Consider the following 20448-nt stretch of genomic DNA (forward strand, 5'->3'; position numbering starts at 1 on the left):
TCTCGTTTTCGACAGTAGATGCCTTGTTCATATACAGCCTGCAGATCGTTGATCTGCGGGCTGTTGTTTTCGATCAACTCGTCTAGCGGTGAGAAATCATGTGAAACATTTCTAATTCAGTGTGAACCTGAATATATTGGCCAACCTCAGTGTGGTCAGTGAGGTGTACTGTCGCGGATGATACGTTGCTTCCGTTCGGATTCATCTTGTTCCATAGAAGTATGGTGTGAGGTATAATACAGATTATATGGTAGTGGCTGAATGCTTAGTGCTTGGCGTGTCGCATTGTTGATCCAGCGATCCACCTTCCTTCCAGCATATGCACGCGTCGTTCTTTGGGAATTCCACGTTCGTTTTTTCGGATATGAGCCACCAGTGTATCAACGGCGAAGGCTCCTATTTGTGGATAGAGTTCGTCCACTCCGGAATAATCTTCGTTTTTGGGCCATCGGGGGTTCAGAGCGATGGATGCGAAAGCAATGTCCTCTGGGATTTTGATTCCGTAGTCACGGCAGGCACTCAGGACATGAGGGTTCTGGTAAAGAATGGCATCGGGACGCCATTTCTCAATCCAGGGGATGATTGCCCGAGGGATTTTTTCAATCGTATTAGGATATTCGAGGATGGGTATTTTTTCAGCATCCGGATGTTTGTGTAATTGATATAAGTAAGAACTGATACGGCGACCTTCGATCCGTTGCTCAGTGCTATCGGAAGTGGCCATGGCAATGCGACGATAGCCAGCCTGATATAACTTTTGGAAGCAGATCATGAGGTTGCGATGGTGGTCGGTAATCACACGGTCCACGATGGGAGATTGAAGTGTGTAACCGATCGCGACCGCGCAGAAATTCTTTAGGTCGATATTTAGTTGCGTGTGAGCTTGACGACGAGGTGCGAAAATTAAACCGCTAACATTACGATTGTGTAGTATTTGCATTACGCGCGCTGGAGTCATCCCCTTTGAGTTTGGGCTGAATGTTTCCATGTGGTAACCGTAGTTGTGAGCTTGCTGTAATGCGCCTTGGTACCATATACTTGATTTAGTTGCCTCTTGGCCAGTGATCCATGCTAGGGTTTGACCGTTTTTGATGGGTTGCTTTGTCCGGCGATAAGCGTTCAGGCTACTGAGTGCGGGATCAGGCTGATAGCCGAGTTTAGCGGCGGCCTGCATTACGGATTCCTTGGTCGCTTCTGATACTAAAGAGCTATTGCTCAAGGCTCTGGATACAGTGACCTGACTCATGTTCAGCAGTTGAGCGAGATCCCTTTGAGTGATGCGTTTTGGGGGTTCCATTAGTTGAGGAATAGCATTTCTAGGCTTAAGAAACAAGCCAATGAATCAGTATTCATTACAGTTTTATTGCAACAGCGACGTCACCAGCTAGAAAACCATCATGACTACTAAAAAACAACTACACCTCCTTCGCAATTTATCACTTGTTACCGTTGGTTTAGCCTTCGGTCTAAATGTCGGAAGCGCGCAAACGTATGCCGCTGATGATTGGTATTCATTTAATACTGGAACTAGCATCGATAATGGTGCGACCAATACGGCAACTCTCAATTACGGTGGAACTGACACTGGGGCGCAAACGTATTTCTGGTCGCATTTTGCGGACCCAAGCTCTCCAGTGACTTTGTCGGATGGGGATACGTTGAGTTACTCAGCCGGTATCACATTTGATTACGCCACCGTAACTAGCTCACGGACAGTTGTTGATTTCCGATTTGGAATATATGATAGCGGTTCGCAGTTAACCACCGCCGTCGTCAGTGATAGACTTGCTACTTCCCCTGATCAAACATCTTATCGAGAAGACTGGACGGGGATTTTCTTTGCTTCGGGTAATTCAAACATCTACCGCAGGGAGGCTGGGAGTTCAACTCCGTTTTCTACCTCGTCGACGACGACTGGTACAGTGACTGATGCGCCTGCCAATCAGAGTTTTGGTGATAATGTCGCAGTCGCACTGAATTTGTTTTTAGAGCGCTCTGGAGATGATCTTCTGGTCTCTGGAAATTTTGGTAGTAGTACGATTGTAGCGAGCTACGAGGATTATTTTGCATCTGCCTATCCGGCGACCTTTGATACTATTGGTTTCTATATGGCGAGTGCGGGTGCCAGTGCGAACTTGAATAGTATGACGATTTCGAATGCAACTGTGACAGTGCCAGAAGCATCAAACTTTGCTGCGATTTTGGGTCTCTCTGCCATCGGATTTGTTTGTGTCGTTAAGGCGCGCCGCCGTAGATAGCTGTTTGCTCCTCTCGCCCTATTTTGGATCTGTGATTTATTCCATTTCGAATATGCATATTGATAGAAAGAGAGGGTTTACTCTCATCGAATTGCTGTCTGCAATTGCGATTGCTGGAATCCTTTTAGGGATCTTGATTGTAGGGATTGGTAGAGTTCGGCAAACTGCTGATCGGGTTAAGTGTGTGGCGAATATTCGCGAGTTGGGGAAGGGCATAATGCTCTTCTCCAATGAGCACTATAATCGCCTTCCTCCTAGTGAGGAGGGCGTTAGCTCTGGGACTTATCCAGGGCCGACGTTTGGTACTGACGTTCATTCGTTTCGTTCGACTTGGTCGGAATATATTATCAACATTTACCTTCATGAAGCGTATGATGTGTTGATTTGCCCTTCACGCCCTGAGGAGTGGACGGCACAAAGCCGGGGTAAATATTCTGATTATGGATTTAACCAGCGTCTTTCGCCAGTTGACGGAGAGTATCGAAAGGGAGTGCCACTGGTGACAATTCCTAATCCGTCGAACACAGTGCTACTCGCAGATTCGAAACACTCGACTCTCAATGCTGGAATGTTTCGACTGCTTTCCTATACGGACGTGGATCCGCGCCATGTGGGATCCACTGCAAATGTCCTTTACGTTGACCAGCATGTTGAATCGGTCGAGTTGAATATGGAATCACCTCCTGGATATGACGAGCCATTGGGGCGCGGACAGTTTGTTCCTGAATTTTAGAAGGAAAATTGAATAGAAAATATGAAGTTAGTGAATCAAATCTTTAACGCTGCCTTGATGAGTTTGTTGCTTGTTAGTTCCATTGCGAATGCTGCGTCTGCTGTTCCATACTTAAGTGATTCTTCATTGAAGTTGGAAGTGGGCGATTACTCGTTAGAAATTTCGAAGGAAGCGGCGTGGACAATCAACACACTGACGTATCAGGGGGAGGAGATTTTGATGGATACCGGAGCGCATCAGACCGTCCTGAAAATGAAGAAGAAGGAGGGGGTGCCAGCTAAATACGAATTTATAGGCACCAAGCATGGGGGGGAGATTATCGAATCGCTCACTCTAGAAGTCGATGGAGTCGTCTATCCGTTTCGTCAACCATTAGAGGCTCCGGCAGGCGACATCTACAAATTCACGAAGGTTTCTCGCTATGGCCCGGTTCGTGGCACGTGGACTGTCATATTATCGGAGCAGGGACTTGAAGAGCTGGCTGACTTTGAGGAGGTCGGAGATACGTCCGAGGTCAATTATGCATATGTTTATATGCATTGTTGGAACCCGAAAATGCTGACATGGTCGGCCATCCTAAAGGATGGAGGGTTAGAAGAAGGCAATTTTTTGGGTAATGTCGTTGAGAAGGGTATCCGTGATGATATTACAGGTATCGCACTATTTTCTGAGAAAACCGGTGTGGGGGCAGTTCTAGCTTATCCGCAGGTGTTTCCTGGCGTATCAAATAATAAGAGCTTCCTGAAATACCGGCCGAGCAAGTATAATAAACTGTATCTGATGGTAAATGCGAGTCGCTTGGTGTCTGAAAGTTACTCCTGTAAGGTCAAAGGTTTTGTCGCCGATTCCACTGATGAATGGAAGCCTATGGCTATGGATTTGATCGCAGGTGCATACCCTGCGATGGAGTAGATCCTATACTTTCTTTACGAAAAGTTAGTCCCGGTTGGTTCGTCTGATTCAGTCGTACTAGCGCTAGCTATGCTTACTTATTATATCTTTTTTATTACCCACACTTCTATTTATCTATGTTTCTCCGTTATTTTTCTGTGCTCTTTTCTTTGACCGCTTTGATGTCATTTGGAGCGTCTCTTGAGCCTGCTGAATTTTGTGTCGCAATTGCTGAAAAGCAGTCGGCAACTACAGAAGAATTGGCACGCCTGCTAAAGCTATTGGATTCGGAGGACAATGAGGTCGTCGGCCTTTCGGCCTATGCACTCCGGCAAGTTGGCGACACTTCGCCTATGACTTTACGAGTTCTTGAAGAGCAGTTGGGCTATCCAAATACTGAGTCGACGCGATCGGTAGCTGCAGTTACCTTGCTCTCATTAGGTGAGCCAGGTAAAGAAGTTTTACTTCGACGGGCAAAGACAGCGGTTTCTCTGCGAGAGCGAATTTCGGTCATCAGTGCTTTGCGGGCACAATTAGATGGATTGAAAGATCCTGAACTTCGTGAGTTGATGCAGGAAATATTTCCTTTGATTGAAAAGGTGTATAGTCCCGATCCTACACCTCCCGCGCCAGAGGATCCCATTCAAAATGGAACTTTTGAAAATCCCAATTGGACTTCCGATTGGACTTTTTTAACTGCAGATGGAGGAATGGGAACGGTTACATTTGACGAAACTCAGAGTCGTGGTGCTGGGGGGAGCTTGAGAATTGAAAAGACTTCATCGGAGGGTGAAATCACACTACGTTCAGTTAAGCCGTTGTTGGTGAAGGCTGGGCAAGAACCATTGGTTCGGATGTATTATCACTCAGATGATGCACCTTTCGACTCAACACTTCAGATCTTTTTTGAGAGAGCCGATGGCAGTTTGACGGTGGGTGAAATTGCTCGTGGCTGGGTTGTTTTAGGTAACACAATCTTGAGGAATCGTCCCGAAGGAGTGTGGGACAAGCGCTTTATTCAGGCCGATAAGACCAAGTCTGATAAAGAGTATTATATTCGAATTGTATTAACGGGTAACCCGGCAACGGTTTGGATCGATGACGTGAGTGCGCCGGCACCCGATTTTAAATATATCCAACCAGTCCCTACCGAAACTCTCCCAGAAGAAAGGTGGAAGCCAGAGCCTGAAGAGCCGTCATTGGCGGAAGTTAAAAAAGAGGGCGACCGATCACGCTTAGTGATCGATGGAGAGGTGAGGCCCCCTGTATTTTACACCATTCTGAGAAGCCACTTTGGCGATTATGCAGGCATGGAGCAGATTGCCGGGGTAAAAACTCTGATTTCATCCGTTCAGATGAACGATATTGTGGATGAGCGTTATCCACCAGCGTATCCAGTCTGGAATGGTGAAGAAGCGTATGATTTTCGGACGCCTTTACATTGGCTGGAGCAAGCTTCGCTCAAGGCTCAAGATAGCCAGTTCGTGTTGAACCTCCATGTCTGTTGGCCGAGAGATTGGGTCGAGACACATCCGGAAGATGCATGGCAAGATGCTGCAGGAAATTGGGGCTATGGTAACGGACTTCATTTTAAGGGGTTTTCAGAGTCTCTGCCTAAGGGGGGCGTCGATTTCTTGCGCAAGAGTGCTTTGAATGAATATCGCTGGTGGCCTTCTCCGTTTAGTGAAAAGGCACTTTTGGATGCGGAGAAAGTGATTGAAGCATTTGTTGCGGAACTAAAGACGAAGCCCTATGCGAATCGTGTCGTCGGTGCTTTTATTACGGGTGGCCATGATTTTCAGTTTATGACTGCAATGTGGCCTGATTACAGTGACGCGGCGGTGCAGGCATTTCGTGATTGGTTGACTCGCCGCTACGAGTCGGATGCGGGCTTACAGGCGGCTTGGAACGATGACGAGGTAACTTTAGCAAGCGCGGAGATCCCTCATGTGGATGATTTAGTGAAGCAGGTTAAGAAGAAAAAAAATATCTTTTTGAGCCCGACGACAGAGCAGCGTTTTGTCGACCACCAGCAGTTCCAGTCTGAGCAAGGTTTAGTCATCCGTGAACGTTTAGCGCGTGCTTTTAAGAAAGCCTGGGATCGTCCCGCCTTTGCAATGACTTGGCAAATGGGGGGCGGACGTGGCCAAGGCGCAGAAACCGTTTTGTTACCTTCTAAGGATTTGGATATTCTTGTGCCTCAGCCTTATTATGAGCTTCGTCTTCCTGGCAATGTCGGGGGCGTTCGTACTTCACTCGCTTCGATTAGCCAACACGGGAAAATAGCCGTGAAAGAACTGGACTTACGCACATGGCTACGAACGAGTGGAGCAGAGATTCAAGCGCACCGTTTGGGAGCTGCCATGAACCCGCAATGGTTTAAGGCTACGTTCCGACGCGAAGCCGCGCAAATGATTGCTGCAGGGCAAGGATTTTGGTTCTTAGATTTGGCGACCACGATGTATCGTGATCCGGAAATACTTGAAGAAATTAACAATGGAGTGCGTGCTTACAAAGAGTTGGAAATTAATAATCCAACTCCGTACCGTCCAGAAGTCGCCTTTGTTTGGAATGATGAGTCTGCCTATTGGATGGGGGATTTCTTCAAGAGTGTGAGCAAGGGATTAGGCGGCACAAGTGTCAGCTCCTTGCAGACAGTATCGCGTTACAATCCCGCTTATATGAAGCAGGCAGGCGTTCCTTTTGAGGATGTCTATCTGTCTGATCTTCTAGCATATCCTGAGCAGTTTGATTACAAGGTGTTGATTTTTGCAGACGCCTTTCGAATCACAGACTCGCAAAAGAAGTGTGTGATGGAGCTGCTGCAGAATGGTGGCCGAACCATCGTTTGGAATTATGCTTCGGGTTATGTCAGCGATGATGGACTATCGGATGATTCGGTCAGTGAGCTAGCTGGTTTTACAATCAAATCCAATACGGTAACTACCTTTCCTAAGGTGAGGTTTGGTGAGGTCGAAGATCCATTCACACAGGGGCTATCTGGAGTCCCAGGTATGGGGGAGACTTCCTTTCGAGTGATGAGTGGCGGTATTCCGAAGAGCAATATGCCTCTAGGATTTCAACGATTTATCGTGAAGGATTCCGAGGCGACTCCTTTGGCTTTCTATGCTGATGGTGAAGCTGCAATCGCGGTGAAGCGTTTTGATGATTGGACTAGCGTTTACTTGGGCATGTTAGGGACCTTTGATGCCGGTATGCTTGCGCGGATTGCCGAAGAGGCAGGGGTCAATGTTATGGCACCAAGTGGCCAAGTCGCTGTTGAATTCAACGGTCGCTTCTTGTCCTTACACGGTATCGTGAGTGGGACTGTGCCGCTTTCACTTCCATATCAAAGTCATATGTATGACTTTGATACTAACGAGTTGGTCGGTTCTGGTCAAACCATGGAAATTCCATTGCAAGCGGGGGAAACTCGTTGGTTCAAAGTCGAGCCGCTCAACCAATGATTCTAAGTGCACTCTTTCTATTATGATACAGAATACTTTTAACCCGCAATCAACAGAGAGGATCTCCGATATACCGATGGAGTCTCCTTTGATGGGAGCATCAAAACTCAGTGGTCTGATTGATCGTTCGATGATTCTTCGTTCGCTTGAAGGCATGGCTTCTTGGTTAGAGGCCGCCACCCGTTCCGCCGAGGGAGTGGGGAAGTGTCATCGCATGGCGATCTATGATCGTTCGGGAGCGGTGACGTGGATGTATCCTAATAGTAATAGTGCCGAGACTATTTCTGTGTGGCTCGATCTGGCAGATATTTTGCAACGTCCAGAGCTTAAGCAAAATGCGATCGATTATGCGGATACTCTAGTGAACGATTCGGAAAAAGGTATCTATTCGGGGCCTGCTAAAGACGCTCAAGGCTTGATGTGGTACTGGACCGATGCGGGTGTCTATAGCTCGCTCTATGCGATGCGCGTGCCCGCGCATTTTATGCGATTACATCGGGAAACTGGAGACGATCGTTTGTTAGCTGCCTGTGAAATGGTCGGGAAAACGATGGTGAAATACCAATTGCCCAGCGGAATTGTTGGTTCTGGTTGGTCGCCAGAAAATGGCTGGCGTGAATCCGGGGGACGTGTAGGAAGTCGTTTTATCTACGTTATTTCTACTTATGCGACCCTGTATCAATTGACCCGCGATGCGGCTTATCGTGATGCATACGAGCGAGCCGTTGAAGCTTTGATTGTAATGCAATGTGAGGATGGTTCCTTTTATCAGAATTATGATCCAAACACATTGAAGGTCTCTGATACGGATAGTTCCACCAAGTGCATGTTTTTTGCTTATATTTTCAATGCACTCGCCGAGGCGTATGAAGTGTTTGAGGATGCACGCTTGTTGGATTGTGCAAAGCGTTTAGGCGATTTTATTGTCAACTTATACTATTGCCGAGGAGCTTTACCTTACTGCATCGGTCATGAAATATTACCGTCCGATCGTCCGGAAGCGAATATGGCGATGTATGAGTGTGCCAATGGTTTACTCTGGCTGCATAGCCTTGTTCCTGATGAACGGTTTAAGGATGTAGGATTACGTCTGTGGATCACTGGTTGGTACAATCAAGCCGAAGTGGTGGATAACCAGGATTTAAATGGAGCCATTTTAATTGGAGCCGATACGACTGCGCTCAAGTCGAATGACGGAATCCCTTCCAATCGTAAACACTTGGCTCATGATCCCAGTCGCGCGGCGAAATGCGTACTGTGGGGTATGTGCAATCATGCCTTTGCCAGTGCTAAGCTGTTTCATTCGACGAATCTACTCCATGAAAAAAGAGTCCAGCCCTAGCAAAATATTTTGGATCGGGGATAGTATCTTTGTGCATTATCGTCCCTACCTGGTGCAATACTTACAGGGAGTCGCAGAAGTCGACAATCGAAATGGTTATCGTCAAGCCCTAGAGGACTTAGACCATCCGAGAGGAACGAACTGTGGGGACTCTTCGATGGTATTATCTTTTTTAAAGATGGTATTGGCGTCGCCTGATTTTTTGGCTGATTTAATCGTTATTAATTGCGGCTTGCATGATATAAAAACGACCCCAAATGCTAGCCTGAAACAAGTCGACCGCACCGAATACATTCAAAACTTGCGAGGGATCGTTGACTTGGTGGGAGCGTATGGGCATCGATTAGTATGGGTATCGACGACTCCAGTTGACGACACACGTCATCAGAAGTTTTGCCCCGAAGTGCTTCGTCATCAAAGTGATGTGCTTGCCTATAACGCTGCCGCATATCAGATCATGCGGCATTCACATATTCCTGTCATCGATCTACATGGTTTTACTGCTTCTCTCGGTGATGATCTCTATATGGATCATGTGCATTATAATGAGGCAGTGCGCAGCTTACAGGCAGCCTATCTCAGTGGGCACATCGAGCGTCTTTTGCTTTGATTGCTCTAGCTGAATAATGATATCTTTATTCTTGATTCAATACTTCGTTGGGCCGAATGAAGTGTGATGCCAATTCCGGCACTTCCACTTCTAGTAAATTCAAGACCCATTGTGCGACGATCCGACTCGCCGAGAGTGAGAAGTGTGTACGGTCTGTCGTTCCTTCTGGGCTAAAGCGCTGGATGGCTTCTTTATCAGTGATCTGTGCGAGTTGATTTAAACTGTAATTATGTAAGTCTATGTGAGGGACTTGCATCTCTTGGGCAACTATACGCACGGATTCGGCGTAAGGGGCGAGTGAGTCCCGCAGTGTGCCATCAACTGAGTAGGTGCGTCGGCATACGGGGGTGACTAGGATTGGTTGTGCGCCGTGCTCGCGTGCTTCTTGTATATATCGACGTAAGTGATCTCGATAGTCTGTCTCGGGGGCACTCTCACGCTCTGGACCTTTTCCTTTTTGGTCATTGTGACCAAATTGAATGAATATCCAGTCGGGAGTCAGTTTGAGAGCGTCGTCCCAACGGCCTTCCGACCTAAAGCTGCGGGAACTGCGACCACCCACAGCGGTGTTGATTACTTCTATGTCGTCGGTGGTCCATTGCTGAAGTGCCCATCCCCAACCAGCCTGATCTTTGTCTCTGCTTTTTCCCGTTACGGTGGAATCTCCCACAAGCACGATAAGTTCTCGTTCTGATGAGGCGTTTGGGGACGTATTGGTTTGATTCATCATTGAAGTTTCTAACATGGATTTTTCAGTAGGTAGGGCCGTGGCCACGGGAGTTGCTTGCATGTTTGGAAGGACTGTTTCGCTTAAGTGATTTGCTGTCTTTAAATGATTGGCCGATGCGACACTTGCTAGTGTTAGTGCTGCGATGCAGATTAAAAATCGATGGATATTTTTCATTTCGGCTAAGTATGATAATTGAAAATGTAATACACGCTTTGCGTGATTGATCTTGATTGAAGTGATCATTTTGTCGAGCGATTTTAGTGTTGTGATTTTCATATATAATTGGTGGTTTCATCATAATGAAATCTGAACCTTGCCAGTTACTACTTATTGGAATCGGAGGCTACGGCCACTATTACATTGAGGCGATCCAGTCATTCGAAAAACAGGGAATTCTCAAGTTGGTCGGGATCGTAGATCCAGCACCTGAAAGTGCTCCTGATTGGGCGGAACTTAAGAAACGTAATTTGCGGGAGTATGCGTCTGTTGAGGCATTTCTGAATGATCCGATCCGCGTTGATCTAGCGGCGATCGTTTCACCTATATCATTTCATATGTCACAGAGCTGTGCCTTACTTCGGGCGGGAATTAATGTTTTATGTGAAAAGCCGATTGCAGCCACTATTGAAGAAGTCGCTGCGATGAAGTGCGCACGGGATGAGTCTGGGAAATTTCTGGAAATTGGGTATCAGTGGACATTTAGTCCAGCGATACAAGAGTTGAAGGCTGATGTCTTGAAGGGCTGCTTTGGTCGGGCAGAAAAGCTACTAACTCGAGTCGCATGGCCTCGATCGAGTGCTTATTATCAACGAAATAACTGGGCAGGAAAAATTCACAATGCGCAGGGGCGGCCCGTCTATGATAGCCCAGTCAATAATGCGACGGCACATTATTTGCATAATATGCTCTTCATTTTGGGGGAGGAATTGCATCTCTCGGCTAGTCCCTTATCTATGACTGCGGAGTGCTATCGAGCCAATGAAATTGAAAACTATGATACCGCATGTTGTAAGATTGAAACGGATATAGGTGCTGACATTTACTTTTATACCACCCATGCCACGGAAACTGTGGATGGACCTATTTTTCGATATATCTTTGAAAACGCCGAAATCCATTTCAGTCATGGCAAGGATATCGTCGCTCACTTTGAAGATGGTAGTCAAAAGACCTACGGCAGTCCCGATGGAGAGCGTATGCACAAGTTGCGAATCTGCATAGATCGTTGCTCCAATACATCGACACAAGATGATATCTGCGGCGTCGAAGCTGCGTCGGCTCATACGCGGTGTGTCAATGCGTTTCAGAAGGTTCCCGTGCAGACCATTGAGAAGTCGTTTCTGGAGCAAACAACACGCGGAGCGAATGATACGCTCACCTATTTACCGCAGATGGAATCGCTCATGCACGAGGCCTATGAGCGCGAGCAGCTATTCAGTGCACTGGATCTTGCTTGGACTGGTAAACCCACGCATATTGAGTTTGATACGATCTGAAAGTAGTGGCTTCAGGTCTGTGCACGACAGCTTAGTGTGCTGGACATCTAATCCATTGCGTGAGCTCCAGGGCCAACGCGAGCGGGGCACTGGCTAGCACCTGCAGCATGTGTCTTAAGCGTGAGGCTCGCTTGGGCGAACTATGGCTGGATTTTAAGGCTTAGGGGCTTTGTGCCCAGCATAAGCTCTGAAATGCTCGGCGACTATGGCCGCTGGTCATTTCTTATTTGGACACTTCTAGTAGAAGTGTGTCCCATTCATGCCTGCGATGATAGCTAGCTTTGCTGAGTGCTGCGGTTGAAGAAAGCGTCGCGCCCTTTTGGTTTCGGCTGACATCATAGCGACAAAAAGCGAGTTCAAGTTCGTAGCTGGCTTGTCCCGTGGCGAGCTTGATGGATGTCCATGGAATGAAGACGGAACATTGCCACATTTTCTTTTCTGTATTCACCGTAACTTCGCTCTGAATGAATTCCGGATCTGTTATCATGCATTTTTGCAGTGGAATGGCTCCTTGCCTGAAGTCTTCAAAACTTTGTGGATTCCAAGCAAGCTGTAGACGTTGGTTATTTGGAGTGACGTGTATTTCCCAGTAGTCGGACTCTCCGGGAATACCTAAGAAAATTTCGACGACATCGCCGAGCTTCCAAGTCTCTTGGTTAAAGCCAGTTGCTTCGCTAAAAATTTCATCGTCCTCTAGGGTGAAAATGACTTTTAATCCGCTTTTATTGGGGTAGAGCTCTGCTATTGCTGGTCGAAAACTGTCGCTAGTTTGCTCAAGCCAGGCTTGTTTAAATGTCAATACGTGCTGAGGAGTCTCTGTGGTCACACTGGAAGGACCTGTGCAGCACGCGTGAGGATTGGCGGAATGAGCGGATGACATCAGTAAGGAGCTTAGGAGGAATAGGGAACAAATGGAAAGTGGCTTCATGTTTTTCTTTGTGTCAGCGGACTTATTATTGCACGTGTTCGTCTTCGGAGACACTGCCATCGTCATCAAGGTTTCGATCTAGGGAACCTAACTTACGAATTAAGTCCATTAAATCGCGGAAGCCGCCCCATAAGAACCAAACTACGGTAATCAGGCTCGCGCAGATCGTCATTGCGACGATTAGTCCCCACCATTTCTCCCAAGCACTATCGGGGATTGGGTAGAATACATTGACTGTAGTGCCGATGATGAAACTTATCACGAAGAACATGACCCATGCGATTTTTAGAAAGTAGATGATACGGTCACCACGGGTGAAATCATCATTAATTCCTAATCGTTTAAGTAATAGATGCGTTTTGCTGTTATTCTTTACGGATGCCAACTCTTTCGCGCTAGCTTCGAACTTTGGTTCTACACTATATTTCCCGCGATGTAGAAGTTTGTCCATGTTGGCTGGGGGTGTCTTGGATATTAGTGAGAAAAATACGTAGGCCAAGACCGCTAACACTGCAGCAAAGAAAGACATCTGCATTCCATTCAATGGAAATTTTTCTGGTAAAGATTGTAGCCATCCCCATTCGGAATAAGTGAGTTTCCAGTTCGGTAGTTGTTTGGGCCAGATGATGTTGCGTAGAACAATGCCACTGACCGCTAAGGTGGATCCAGTAATCATCGCGGCCCATGCGCCGCCCACTGTTCCTCGCTTCCAATATAAGCCTCCGATGATGACGGCTCCAGCACCTCCTAGGTAAATCGCTCCAGTTATTTGGAAATACATATAGATGTACTCGTTTAAGGGGAACATGAGACTCCAAATAAAGCCAAAGCTTGCGACGCCTACGATGGAGAGTCGTAAGAGCCACATATGAGCTTTTTGAGATAATTTCTTCTTATTTTTACGAAGTGGGATGAAGACATCTTGAATAAAGATGCTGCCCCAGGAGTGGAGGTAGGTGTTGTCCGTCGAAACCGCGGCCATAATAATGACTGCAGTGAATAGACCTATGACCCCAACCGGGAGAATTTCTCCGAGTGCCATCGGCACGCGCATTTGCTTTTGTATTTGAGTATCCTCAATCAGACTTAAATTTTGAGTCACCACTACCGCATCGCTGGAGAATTCATCCAAATGTAGGTAGGCAAAGATAAAGATTGGGATCAACAGGATGACTAAAGTTGTTACCATGCCGCGAAATTCACCTAGGATATTGGCCATTTTGGCTTCGTGGGGATTTCGAGCAGCAGCATTGTAGGCCTGGGAGCCTTGCCATGCGCGGGTTCCATAGACCTGTAGGATGCCCATCATGACGAAGAACCACATGTTAAAATCACCCACTTTGTCCTGCTTGAAGGGATTGATTCGAGATTCTCCTGGAGGAGAATGGCGCAAGCCTTCCATCACATCGCCCCATGACATGTGGCAAAACAGGATCGCTAAGATGATCAACAGAGCTACGTTGACGAACTGCCCCTGTAGCATGTCGGTTACCATAATGGATATCTGGCCTCCGACGCTGACCATAAGCAGCGCTATACTCATTAGAATTAGCATAACTAAGGCTAGCGTGGGGAATGTGTGGCCTAAAAATTCAAATTCTACGGGGAGGCCCGTGAAATAAATGAGGAAACGAGCGCTCACCGCTGGGAAAATCCCATAATTCAGTATCCCGGAGGTCCACGCTAGGATGCCAGAGAATATACGAAAATTATGACTATAGCGCATCTCAAAAAACTGAGCCATCGTTAGAGCACGCGTTTCACGGTAACGATAGACAACAAAGCCTGTGAGAGCCAATATTAGTCCAATGGGAGCAACCATTTTAGCCCACCAGTAAGCGGAAAAACCCGTCTGATAATACTTTTCGAAATTCGCAGCAATAGAGATCGCTCCGAGACCTGTCATGCCCTGACCGACAGCGAGCAGGTATCTGCCCCCCATGCGATTTGCTGCGAGGAAATCGGCCACACTTTTATTCAGAGTGCGCGCGAATAGACAGATCCCAATCATTAGCACGAGCATCGCAATGGGAATCAACCAGTCTATGTAGTGCATGTTCATGTGTATCTAGTCTCTTGCTGGAGTGTATCTTTATGAGTGAATGGTATCATCAGAATACTATGCTTCGTCGTTGGTTGATCTTATGAATTGAATCACTTGTTCGAGAGTGGCACTCGTCCCCTGACGCACGTAGATTCCCGAGGTGAAGACAGCGAGTTGCAATTGCTGTGTCGGTGGAAGTTCGAGTAGCATCCCGAGGGCATAGCCTGCATTGAAACGGTCGCCTGCACCGGTTAATTTGACGGGTTCCGCGCAATAGGGACCTGTCGTTTCTGCAGTTCCCTGTGCGGAGGCGCTGACTGCATAGTCGACGGCATGGATGACCACTTCGTCGACGCAAAGGGCTTTTAGGAGTGTTTGAGCCTGGTCCTTAGCACGTGAGATGTCTGGTTTGGGTAAGGCCTCGCCACCTGTTGCTTTGGAGAGTAGGTTGGCTTCGTTCTGGTTCAAGCCTAGCGTGGTGTGACCGGTTTGGCAAAAGCCCGGTAGTGCTTTAAGCATCGCTGCGATATCTTCGGGACTTCGACTGACAGGATCGACGAGGTCGAGGAAGAACTTGGGACGATGGGTGAGCTTTGAAAATACATGATCTTGCAGTGCTTTCCAGCAGGCAGTCATGTATGGGAAGAGCGTCCAATCTGTGATGGCGATCAAATCGGCGGTCTCGCACTTGGCGAGGAACACCCCATCTTGGGTTCGCTGTTGGATGTCTTGAGGAGTGAATTCCGCGAGGGGGCTGACGGCTGAAAACATGAGTTTTCCATCATTGAATTCAAAGGCCAGTGTCCGGCCGGGCTCACGCCCCCAGCTGTGCAGTGTCGCCTTGCTTGCATATTCTTGAAATGCGGCATGCACTGGTTCACCCACGGTGGCAAAGGTATCAACTTGAACACCAAGTGTGGCGAGCCCATCGCCCATGTTGATGGCGCAACCTCCTGGATCGGTTTGGGTGACTACAATTTCCCGCAAGCTGCTGTGCCCAGCTGCGGCTTTGATTAAACTTCCAAATTGATCAATCGTTTTGACTGCTTGGTAGCGATTGATGTCATGGCGTTGATCCACCGCTTGAATCATTTCATCAACAAAACCGTCGAAGCCAGTGACGACTTGGAATGACTCGATTTGATCGCGCTGCGTTTCGAGTTTGTCCGCTAGTGATTGGAGTGAAATCATGAAGTGAGCTCTTGTGGATGGAAGTTTGCTGAGTCGCTACGAACTACATGCTTGTCTATTAGAGGCCCGTAGTTTCCCTACAATGGACGAGCAATCGTTTGGTTGCGTAAATAGCTATAGAAGGTTTCGGGAGAGTTGACGCCGCCGCCTAATCCGCTGAGGTTGACGCCTCCGTAAGGGAGTCCGTAGGCGAATACGTTGTGCGCATTGATCCAGCTATTTCCAGCGATGAGCTTTCCAGCGAGATCTGTGGCTCGGTCCAAGTCCTTTGACCAGACGCTATTGGCGAGTCCATAGCTTAAGCGGTTGATGCGATCGATGGCATTCTCTTCTTCCTCAAAGGGCACGATGTAGGCGGTGGGGCCAAAGATCTCTTCGCGGTAGCAGATATTGTCTTCATCGCCTGTCAGTAAGTGTGGCTTAATGAAATATCCAGCGTTGTTTGTCGTGGTGGGAGTTGTCAAGGGGACGACTACCTTGGCACCTTCGGCGATGCCTTTTTTATAATAGTCGTTGACTCGATCGTATTGTGTTTCGGATACGAGTGGACCCATCTGAGTTTTTTCGTCCATTGATGATCCAATGGCAGTCTTTTCTAGTTCTGCACGTACGAGTTGTGTGAAGGTGTCTAGCACGGAGGAATGGACAAACCAGCGCGTGGCAGTGCAGCAGACTTGGCCGGTGTTTAGGGTGATGGCTCCTGCCAACCCTTCGGCGGCCGCTTGTAAGTCAGCATCCTGAGTCACGAGAGCGGCGCCTTTACCACCGAGCTCCAATTTGCAGGGGACCAGGTGCTCGCCGCAGATTTTACCTATGAGTTTACCGATTTGAGGTGAGCCGGTAAAAGACATGTGTTTGAGCAGTGAGTGTTCTGCCAGAGGTTGGCCGCAGGCACGACCCTCGCCAGTATAGATATTAATGACACCATCCGGGATTCCAGCTTCTTTTATTAGATGACCAAGATAGAGAGTGGCTAATGGCGTCACTTCGGATGCTTTAACGACAACAGTATTACCCGCCGCGAGTGCAGGTGCAGGACCCCAGCAGAAAAGTGTGAAAGGGAAGTTCCAGGGGAAGATGAAGCCGCATACGCCGTAAGGCTTACGCTGAACGTGCGCATCGATGTCGTTGACTTCTAGCGGAACAGTATACTCTGCTTCATTGCTGAGATTGGCAAAGTAGTCAAAACAGTCTGCGCCGAAGGGGATATCGAATCCACGTGAGTTTTCGATGGGTTTACCCACATCGATGGACTCCAATTGAGCTAGAGTTTCTAGGTTTTCTCGAATTAAGCCCGCAAATCGTTTGAGCAGAGCCGCTCGATCAGATACGGGCATCGCAGCCCATTCAGGGAATGCTTTGTCGGCAGCCTGCATGGCTTGATCAACGGTGGATGCCTCGGCGGAGGCTACGGAGGCTACGACCTCGCCGCTGGTGGGGTCGATGACCGGTATGGTGGATTTACTCGAATACCATGTGCCGCCAATAAAAGAGGCAATTTGCTCTTGTGCGAGGAATTCGGTGACGAGGGAGTGGGGAGGGATGAGTGACATATCTGGGGTATTAATAGGTGAGTTTGTTTTCGGTTAGTATAAGGTCGTCTTTCAATTCTCGTAACGGGCTGATGTTGACCCTCGCGAGGTCGCCGTGGTAGGCTTTGACCGCTTCGATGGGGGTGATTTCGCCATCGGTGATGCGCCGCATGTATTGAATAAAAGCTAAGGGGTGTTCGGATAAATTGATCTTTCGACCAAAGAGAGCTACCTTTGCGCCGTATTTTTGAGCGTCATGAATGAGTTGAAAGGCATCTAGAGTTGTTCCCGAACTACCGCCTAAAATACCAACGACTAGATTGCTATCATAAGCGACGAGCTCTTCCAGTGGCCCGGGGCCATTGTAAGGGATTTTTAGGAAAATTGGACGACCGACCTTGGTGACACCTGCTAGGCAGCGAATAATACTATCGTTGAGGAAGGCTCCTGTTTTTTGAGGATCAAATCCTGGATCTACGTTGGGGTTGAACACTTCCAAAAAGTAGCGAAACTTCTTGGCTTCAGCTTCGAGACGAAACTTGTGGAAGGCTTCGAGGGCGGCGTAGTCTTGGTCCAGATTATTGGTGAAGGTGACTGAATAAAGGCCGAGATCCGCACCTGTGTAGGGCTTGTTGTAGTCTGTTTCCGTCTTTCCGTATTTGATGTGATCCAATGTCGCAGTGCGGAAGTGGCGTGAAGGGTGATTGGCGTAGCTTCCTCCGCGAACGGCCCAGATGTCAGTGGTATCGTTGGCTCTGGCGGCAGGAGTGATCGGGGAGTTTTTAAAAAGCCCTTCATCAATGCCAAGACGCTCGAGGTTGGATGCTGAGAGCAGCATGATGTCGACGACTTGCTGCTTAATCACCTCTCGTATCTGCTCATGGTATTGAGAGAGTGTTTTATAGCGGTTGCAGCTTTGGCTGTCGCCATCTTTATTTTGAGCTAGCCGTTTGGGACCTGGTGCCATGGCGCCAAATGCCATGTCGGCGTCTTTGGCATCCGCAATAATGAAGTCATTACGCGTATCGATCCCTTGGGAAATTCGCTGTAGTTTTTGATCAAGAGTTTTTAGTGTCATTATCATTTGACTCCAACTACGTTCACTTGCAGCTGCTGTTGAAGATGTTTTTGAGTGGTAGATTCTGGCGCTTTGTCGGTGATTAATCTGTCGAAGTCGGACCAGCGAGCGAATCGGACGGGAGCGCTGGATATCCATTTTGAATGATCGCAAACAAGGATCGATTGATTCGAAGATTGAATTGCATGTTGCTTGACTGAGGCTTCTAGAGTTTCAGTGGTATAGGCACCTCGGGACACATTTAACGCACTCGCTCCGATGAGTGAGTAATCAACATTTAGATTCTCGAGCCAACTGAGTGCGGCTGATCCAATTAAAGCGCGCGATACTTCACGTAGGGTGCCTCCAATGCCTGTGACGCGAGCATTGTATTTGCATGCATCAATTAAAATTGGCAGGGAATTGGTAAATATAGGGCAATCACCGCGGCGCAGTAGAATCCTTGCGACTTCTAGGCAGGTAGTGCCTGAGTCGATGTAAACCGATGCACCTGTTGGAATTATGTTTGCTGCATAACTCGCGATTTCCCGTTTCTGTTCTGGAGCGGAGAGTTCTTTGTCTAAAAAAGAGGCTTCATTAATCGCTTCGGGACGAAGCAGGGCGCCGCCATGCGTTCTGACAATTTTTCCGTTCTCTGCGAGTTCCGACAAGTCGCGACGCAGCGTCGCCTCAGAGATGTCAAGCTGCTCTAGTAGAGTGCTAATTTTTACTTCTAGATCGATTGAAAGTAAGGAAAGTAGCTTTTGTTGTCGTATGTTTCTCATGTAATATGTGATTACATGTGATTGAAATAATCATTATGTCGAGCGTTTTATTACGCGTGATATTGTAAATGCGATATGTGATCATAGCGCTTCAACGCTTTGATGCCGTTTCATCGCAGGAAATATTAGCCCCACTTGCGATTGCTTGGCTGCTTCTGCAATTGGGCTTCCGCTTGTTTGGAGCTCATTCAGTTCGTAGAGCGAGAGGAGAACAAATCCCCATCGAGGTTCATCGCACGTGTCAGATCGGCAGGGGGCTGACTTATTTTCTGTAGGCCTGGGCGACTGTCTTCGTTTTTTTTTATCCTGCGCTAAGGCTTTCACTTGCACGCTTGGAGCTACGCCGTGGCAAGCGCTCGGGTACAGTGAACCATTAGTAGCCAAGCTATAGAAGTCGGCTCAAAGGGTTTTGGAGAAACACTATATATAAAGCGATAGTCACGGATGCCTATATCCCGCGGACTAATTTGAGGCAGAATCATTCTAAATTTTGATTTGCCCTAGGCTCTGTTTCCTTGTGGCCAGTTAAAGGCGAACGGGAAGGCCCTTTGACTGCAGGTGCTCTTTGGCTTGCTTGATGGTAAAGGTGCCAAAGTGGAAAATCGAAGCGGCTAATACAGCGCTGGTTTTGCCTTCGGTGATGGCGTCGGCTAGGTGATCGAGGGTGCCGGCGCCGCCGGAGGCGATGACGGGCACTTCGACGGCTTCGCTGACTGCGCGATTGAGTGCATTGTCAAAGCCAGCCTTGGTGCCATCGGAGTCCATGCTGGTGAGGAGAATCTCTCCAGCTCCGAGGGAGACGACTTTCTTCGCCCATTCAACTGCGTCGAGGCCCGTTGGCTTGCGACCTCCGTGTGTGTACACTTCCCACTTGTCTGTTTTGTTAACCACGCGCTTCGCGTCGATCGCAACCACAATGCATTGATTGCCGAAGCGGGCGGCGGATTCTTTGATTAAATCGGGGTTGAGGATGGCCGCTGTGTTGAGGCTGACCTTATCGGCACCTGCATTGAGCATGGCACGGATATCGTCTACGGTGCGCAGGCCTCCACCGACTGTGAGTGGCATAAAGCACTCCGAGGCGGTGCGCTCCACCACGTCGATCATGGTGTTGCGCTCGTCGCTGGACGCTGTAATGTCGAGGAATACGAGTTCGTCGGCACCTTGTTGTTCGTAAGCTTTGGCTTGCTCGACGGGGTCACCCGCGTCGATTAGATTGACGAAGTTAACGCCTTTGACCACGCGTCCGTCATGGACGTCGAGGCAAGGTATGATGCGAATCGATAACACTTTTTTTTGAATTAAGGATTAAGAATTAAGTATTAGGAGTTAGAATTAAAAGTCGGGAATGACGAATTGGGCGCACTGCAAGGCGAGCCTAATA

The 20448-nt window shown here is 48.1% G+C and carries 16 protein-coding genes; 7 read left to right on the forward strand and 9 right to left on the reverse strand.

Annotation, left to right across the window (positions count from 1 at the left end):
• Positions 1-265: 265 nt before the first annotated feature.
• Complete coding sequence (locus tag SH580_RS20850; RefSeq protein ID WP_308950918.1) at positions 266-1297, reverse strand: LacI family DNA-binding transcriptional regulator; 1032 nt, start codon at positions 1295-1297, stop codon at positions 266-268.
• Positions 1298-1397: 100 nt separating this feature from the next.
• On the opposite strand from SH580_RS20850, the gene SH580_RS20855 reads away from it, so the two are divergent.
• The 6 genes from SH580_RS20855 to SH580_RS20880 all read left to right on the forward strand — a co-directional run bounded on the left by SH580_RS20855 (position 1398) and on the right by SH580_RS20880 (position 9301).
• Positions 1398-2258, forward strand: coding sequence for a hypothetical protein (locus SH580_RS20855; protein ID WP_319832742.1), 861 nt, complete (start codon positions 1398-1400; stop codon positions 2256-2258).
• Between the two features lie 52 nt (positions 2259-2310).
• Positions 2311-2991 (forward strand): type II secretion system protein, encoded by a 681-nt coding sequence (locus SH580_RS20860; protein ID WP_308950916.1) that lies wholly within the window; start codon positions 2311-2313, stop codon positions 2989-2991.
• Positions 2992-3012: 21 nt separating this feature from the next.
• Positions 3013-3903, forward strand: coding sequence for a hypothetical protein (locus SH580_RS20865; RefSeq protein ID WP_319832743.1), 891 nt, complete (start codon positions 3013-3015; stop codon positions 3901-3903).
• Positions 3904-4019: 116 nt separating this feature from the next.
• Positions 4020-7349: a HEAT repeat domain-containing protein gene (locus tag SH580_RS20870; RefSeq protein ID WP_319832744.1), complete on the forward strand. Its 3330-nt coding sequence runs from the start codon at positions 4020-4022 to the stop codon at positions 7347-7349.
• Positions 7350-7371: 22 nt separating this feature from the next.
• A complete protein-coding gene (locus SH580_RS20875) occupies positions 7372-8691 on the forward strand; it encodes a beta-L-arabinofuranosidase domain-containing protein (RefSeq protein WP_319832745.1) in 1320 nt (439 codons plus the stop codon).
• Positions 8669-9301 (forward strand): SGNH/GDSL hydrolase family protein, encoded by a 633-nt coding sequence (locus SH580_RS20880; protein WP_319832746.1) that lies wholly within the window; start codon positions 8669-8671, stop codon positions 9299-9301. Before SH580_RS20875 ends, SH580_RS20880 begins: the two co-directional genes overlap by 23 nt.
• Positions 9302-9326: 25 nt before the next feature.
• Here SH580_RS20880 and SH580_RS20885 read toward each other — a convergent pair whose 3' ends face one another.
• Positions 9327-10046, reverse strand: coding sequence for a rhamnogalacturonan acetylesterase (locus SH580_RS20885; RefSeq protein WP_319832747.1), 720 nt, complete (start codon positions 10044-10046; stop codon positions 9327-9329).
• Positions 10047-10330: 284 nt separating this feature from the next.
• Here SH580_RS20885 and SH580_RS20890 point away from each other — a divergent pair, with 284 nt between their 5' ends.
• Entirely contained in the window at positions 10331-11527 is a 1197-nt protein-coding gene (locus tag SH580_RS20890) for a Gfo/Idh/MocA family protein (RefSeq protein WP_319832748.1), read from the forward strand.
• Positions 11528-11750: 223 nt separating this feature from the next.
• Here the strand turns inward: SH580_RS20890 and SH580_RS20895 are convergent, their stop codons facing one another.
• The 7 genes from SH580_RS20895 to hisF all read right to left on the reverse strand — a co-directional run bounded on the left by SH580_RS20895 (position 11751) and on the right by hisF (position 20354).
• Positions 11751-12407, reverse strand: a complete 657-nt coding sequence (locus SH580_RS20895; RefSeq protein WP_319832749.1) for a DOMON domain-containing protein — start codon at positions 12405-12407, stop codon at positions 11751-11753.
• Positions 12408-12480: 73 nt separating this feature from the next.
• Positions 12481-14511, reverse strand: coding sequence for a sodium:solute symporter family protein (locus SH580_RS20900; RefSeq protein ID WP_319832750.1), 2031 nt, complete (start codon positions 14509-14511; stop codon positions 12481-12483).
• A 63-nt stretch (positions 14512-14574) separates the two neighbouring features.
• The gene (locus tag SH580_RS20905) at positions 14575-15690 is read right to left on the reverse strand and encodes a PfkB family carbohydrate kinase (protein ID WP_319832751.1); all 1116 of its coding nucleotides are present in this window, start codon (positions 15688-15690) and stop codon (positions 14575-14577) included.
• 77 nt (positions 15691-15767) lie between these two features.
• On the reverse strand, positions 15768-17243 hold the full coding sequence (locus SH580_RS20910) for an aldehyde dehydrogenase family protein (protein WP_319832752.1): 1476 nt from the start codon (positions 17241-17243) through the stop codon (positions 15768-15770).
• A gap of 10 nt (positions 17244-17253) precedes the next feature.
• Positions 17254-18300 carry a hypothetical protein gene (locus tag SH580_RS20915; RefSeq protein ID WP_319832753.1) on the reverse strand — a complete coding sequence of 349 codons (1047 nt, stop codon included), beginning with the start codon at positions 18298-18300 and terminating at the stop codon, positions 17254-17256.
• A gap of 2 nt (positions 18301-18302) precedes the next feature.
• The gene (locus SH580_RS20920; protein ID WP_308950898.1) at positions 18303-19064 is read right to left on the reverse strand and encodes a DeoR/GlpR family DNA-binding transcription regulator; all 762 of its coding nucleotides are present in this window, start codon (positions 19062-19064) and stop codon (positions 18303-18305) included.
• A gap of 525 nt (positions 19065-19589) precedes the next feature.
• A complete protein-coding gene (hisF, locus tag SH580_RS20925) occupies positions 19590-20354 on the reverse strand; it encodes an imidazole glycerol phosphate synthase subunit HisF (RefSeq protein ID WP_319832754.1) in 765 nt (254 codons plus the stop codon).
• Between the last annotated feature and the right edge of the window lie 94 nt (positions 20355-20448).

It is taken from the genome of Coraliomargarita algicola, assembly GCF_033878955.1.
Lineage (GTDB): Bacteria > Verrucomicrobiota > Verrucomicrobiia > Opitutales > Coraliomargaritaceae > Thalassobacterium > Thalassobacterium algicola.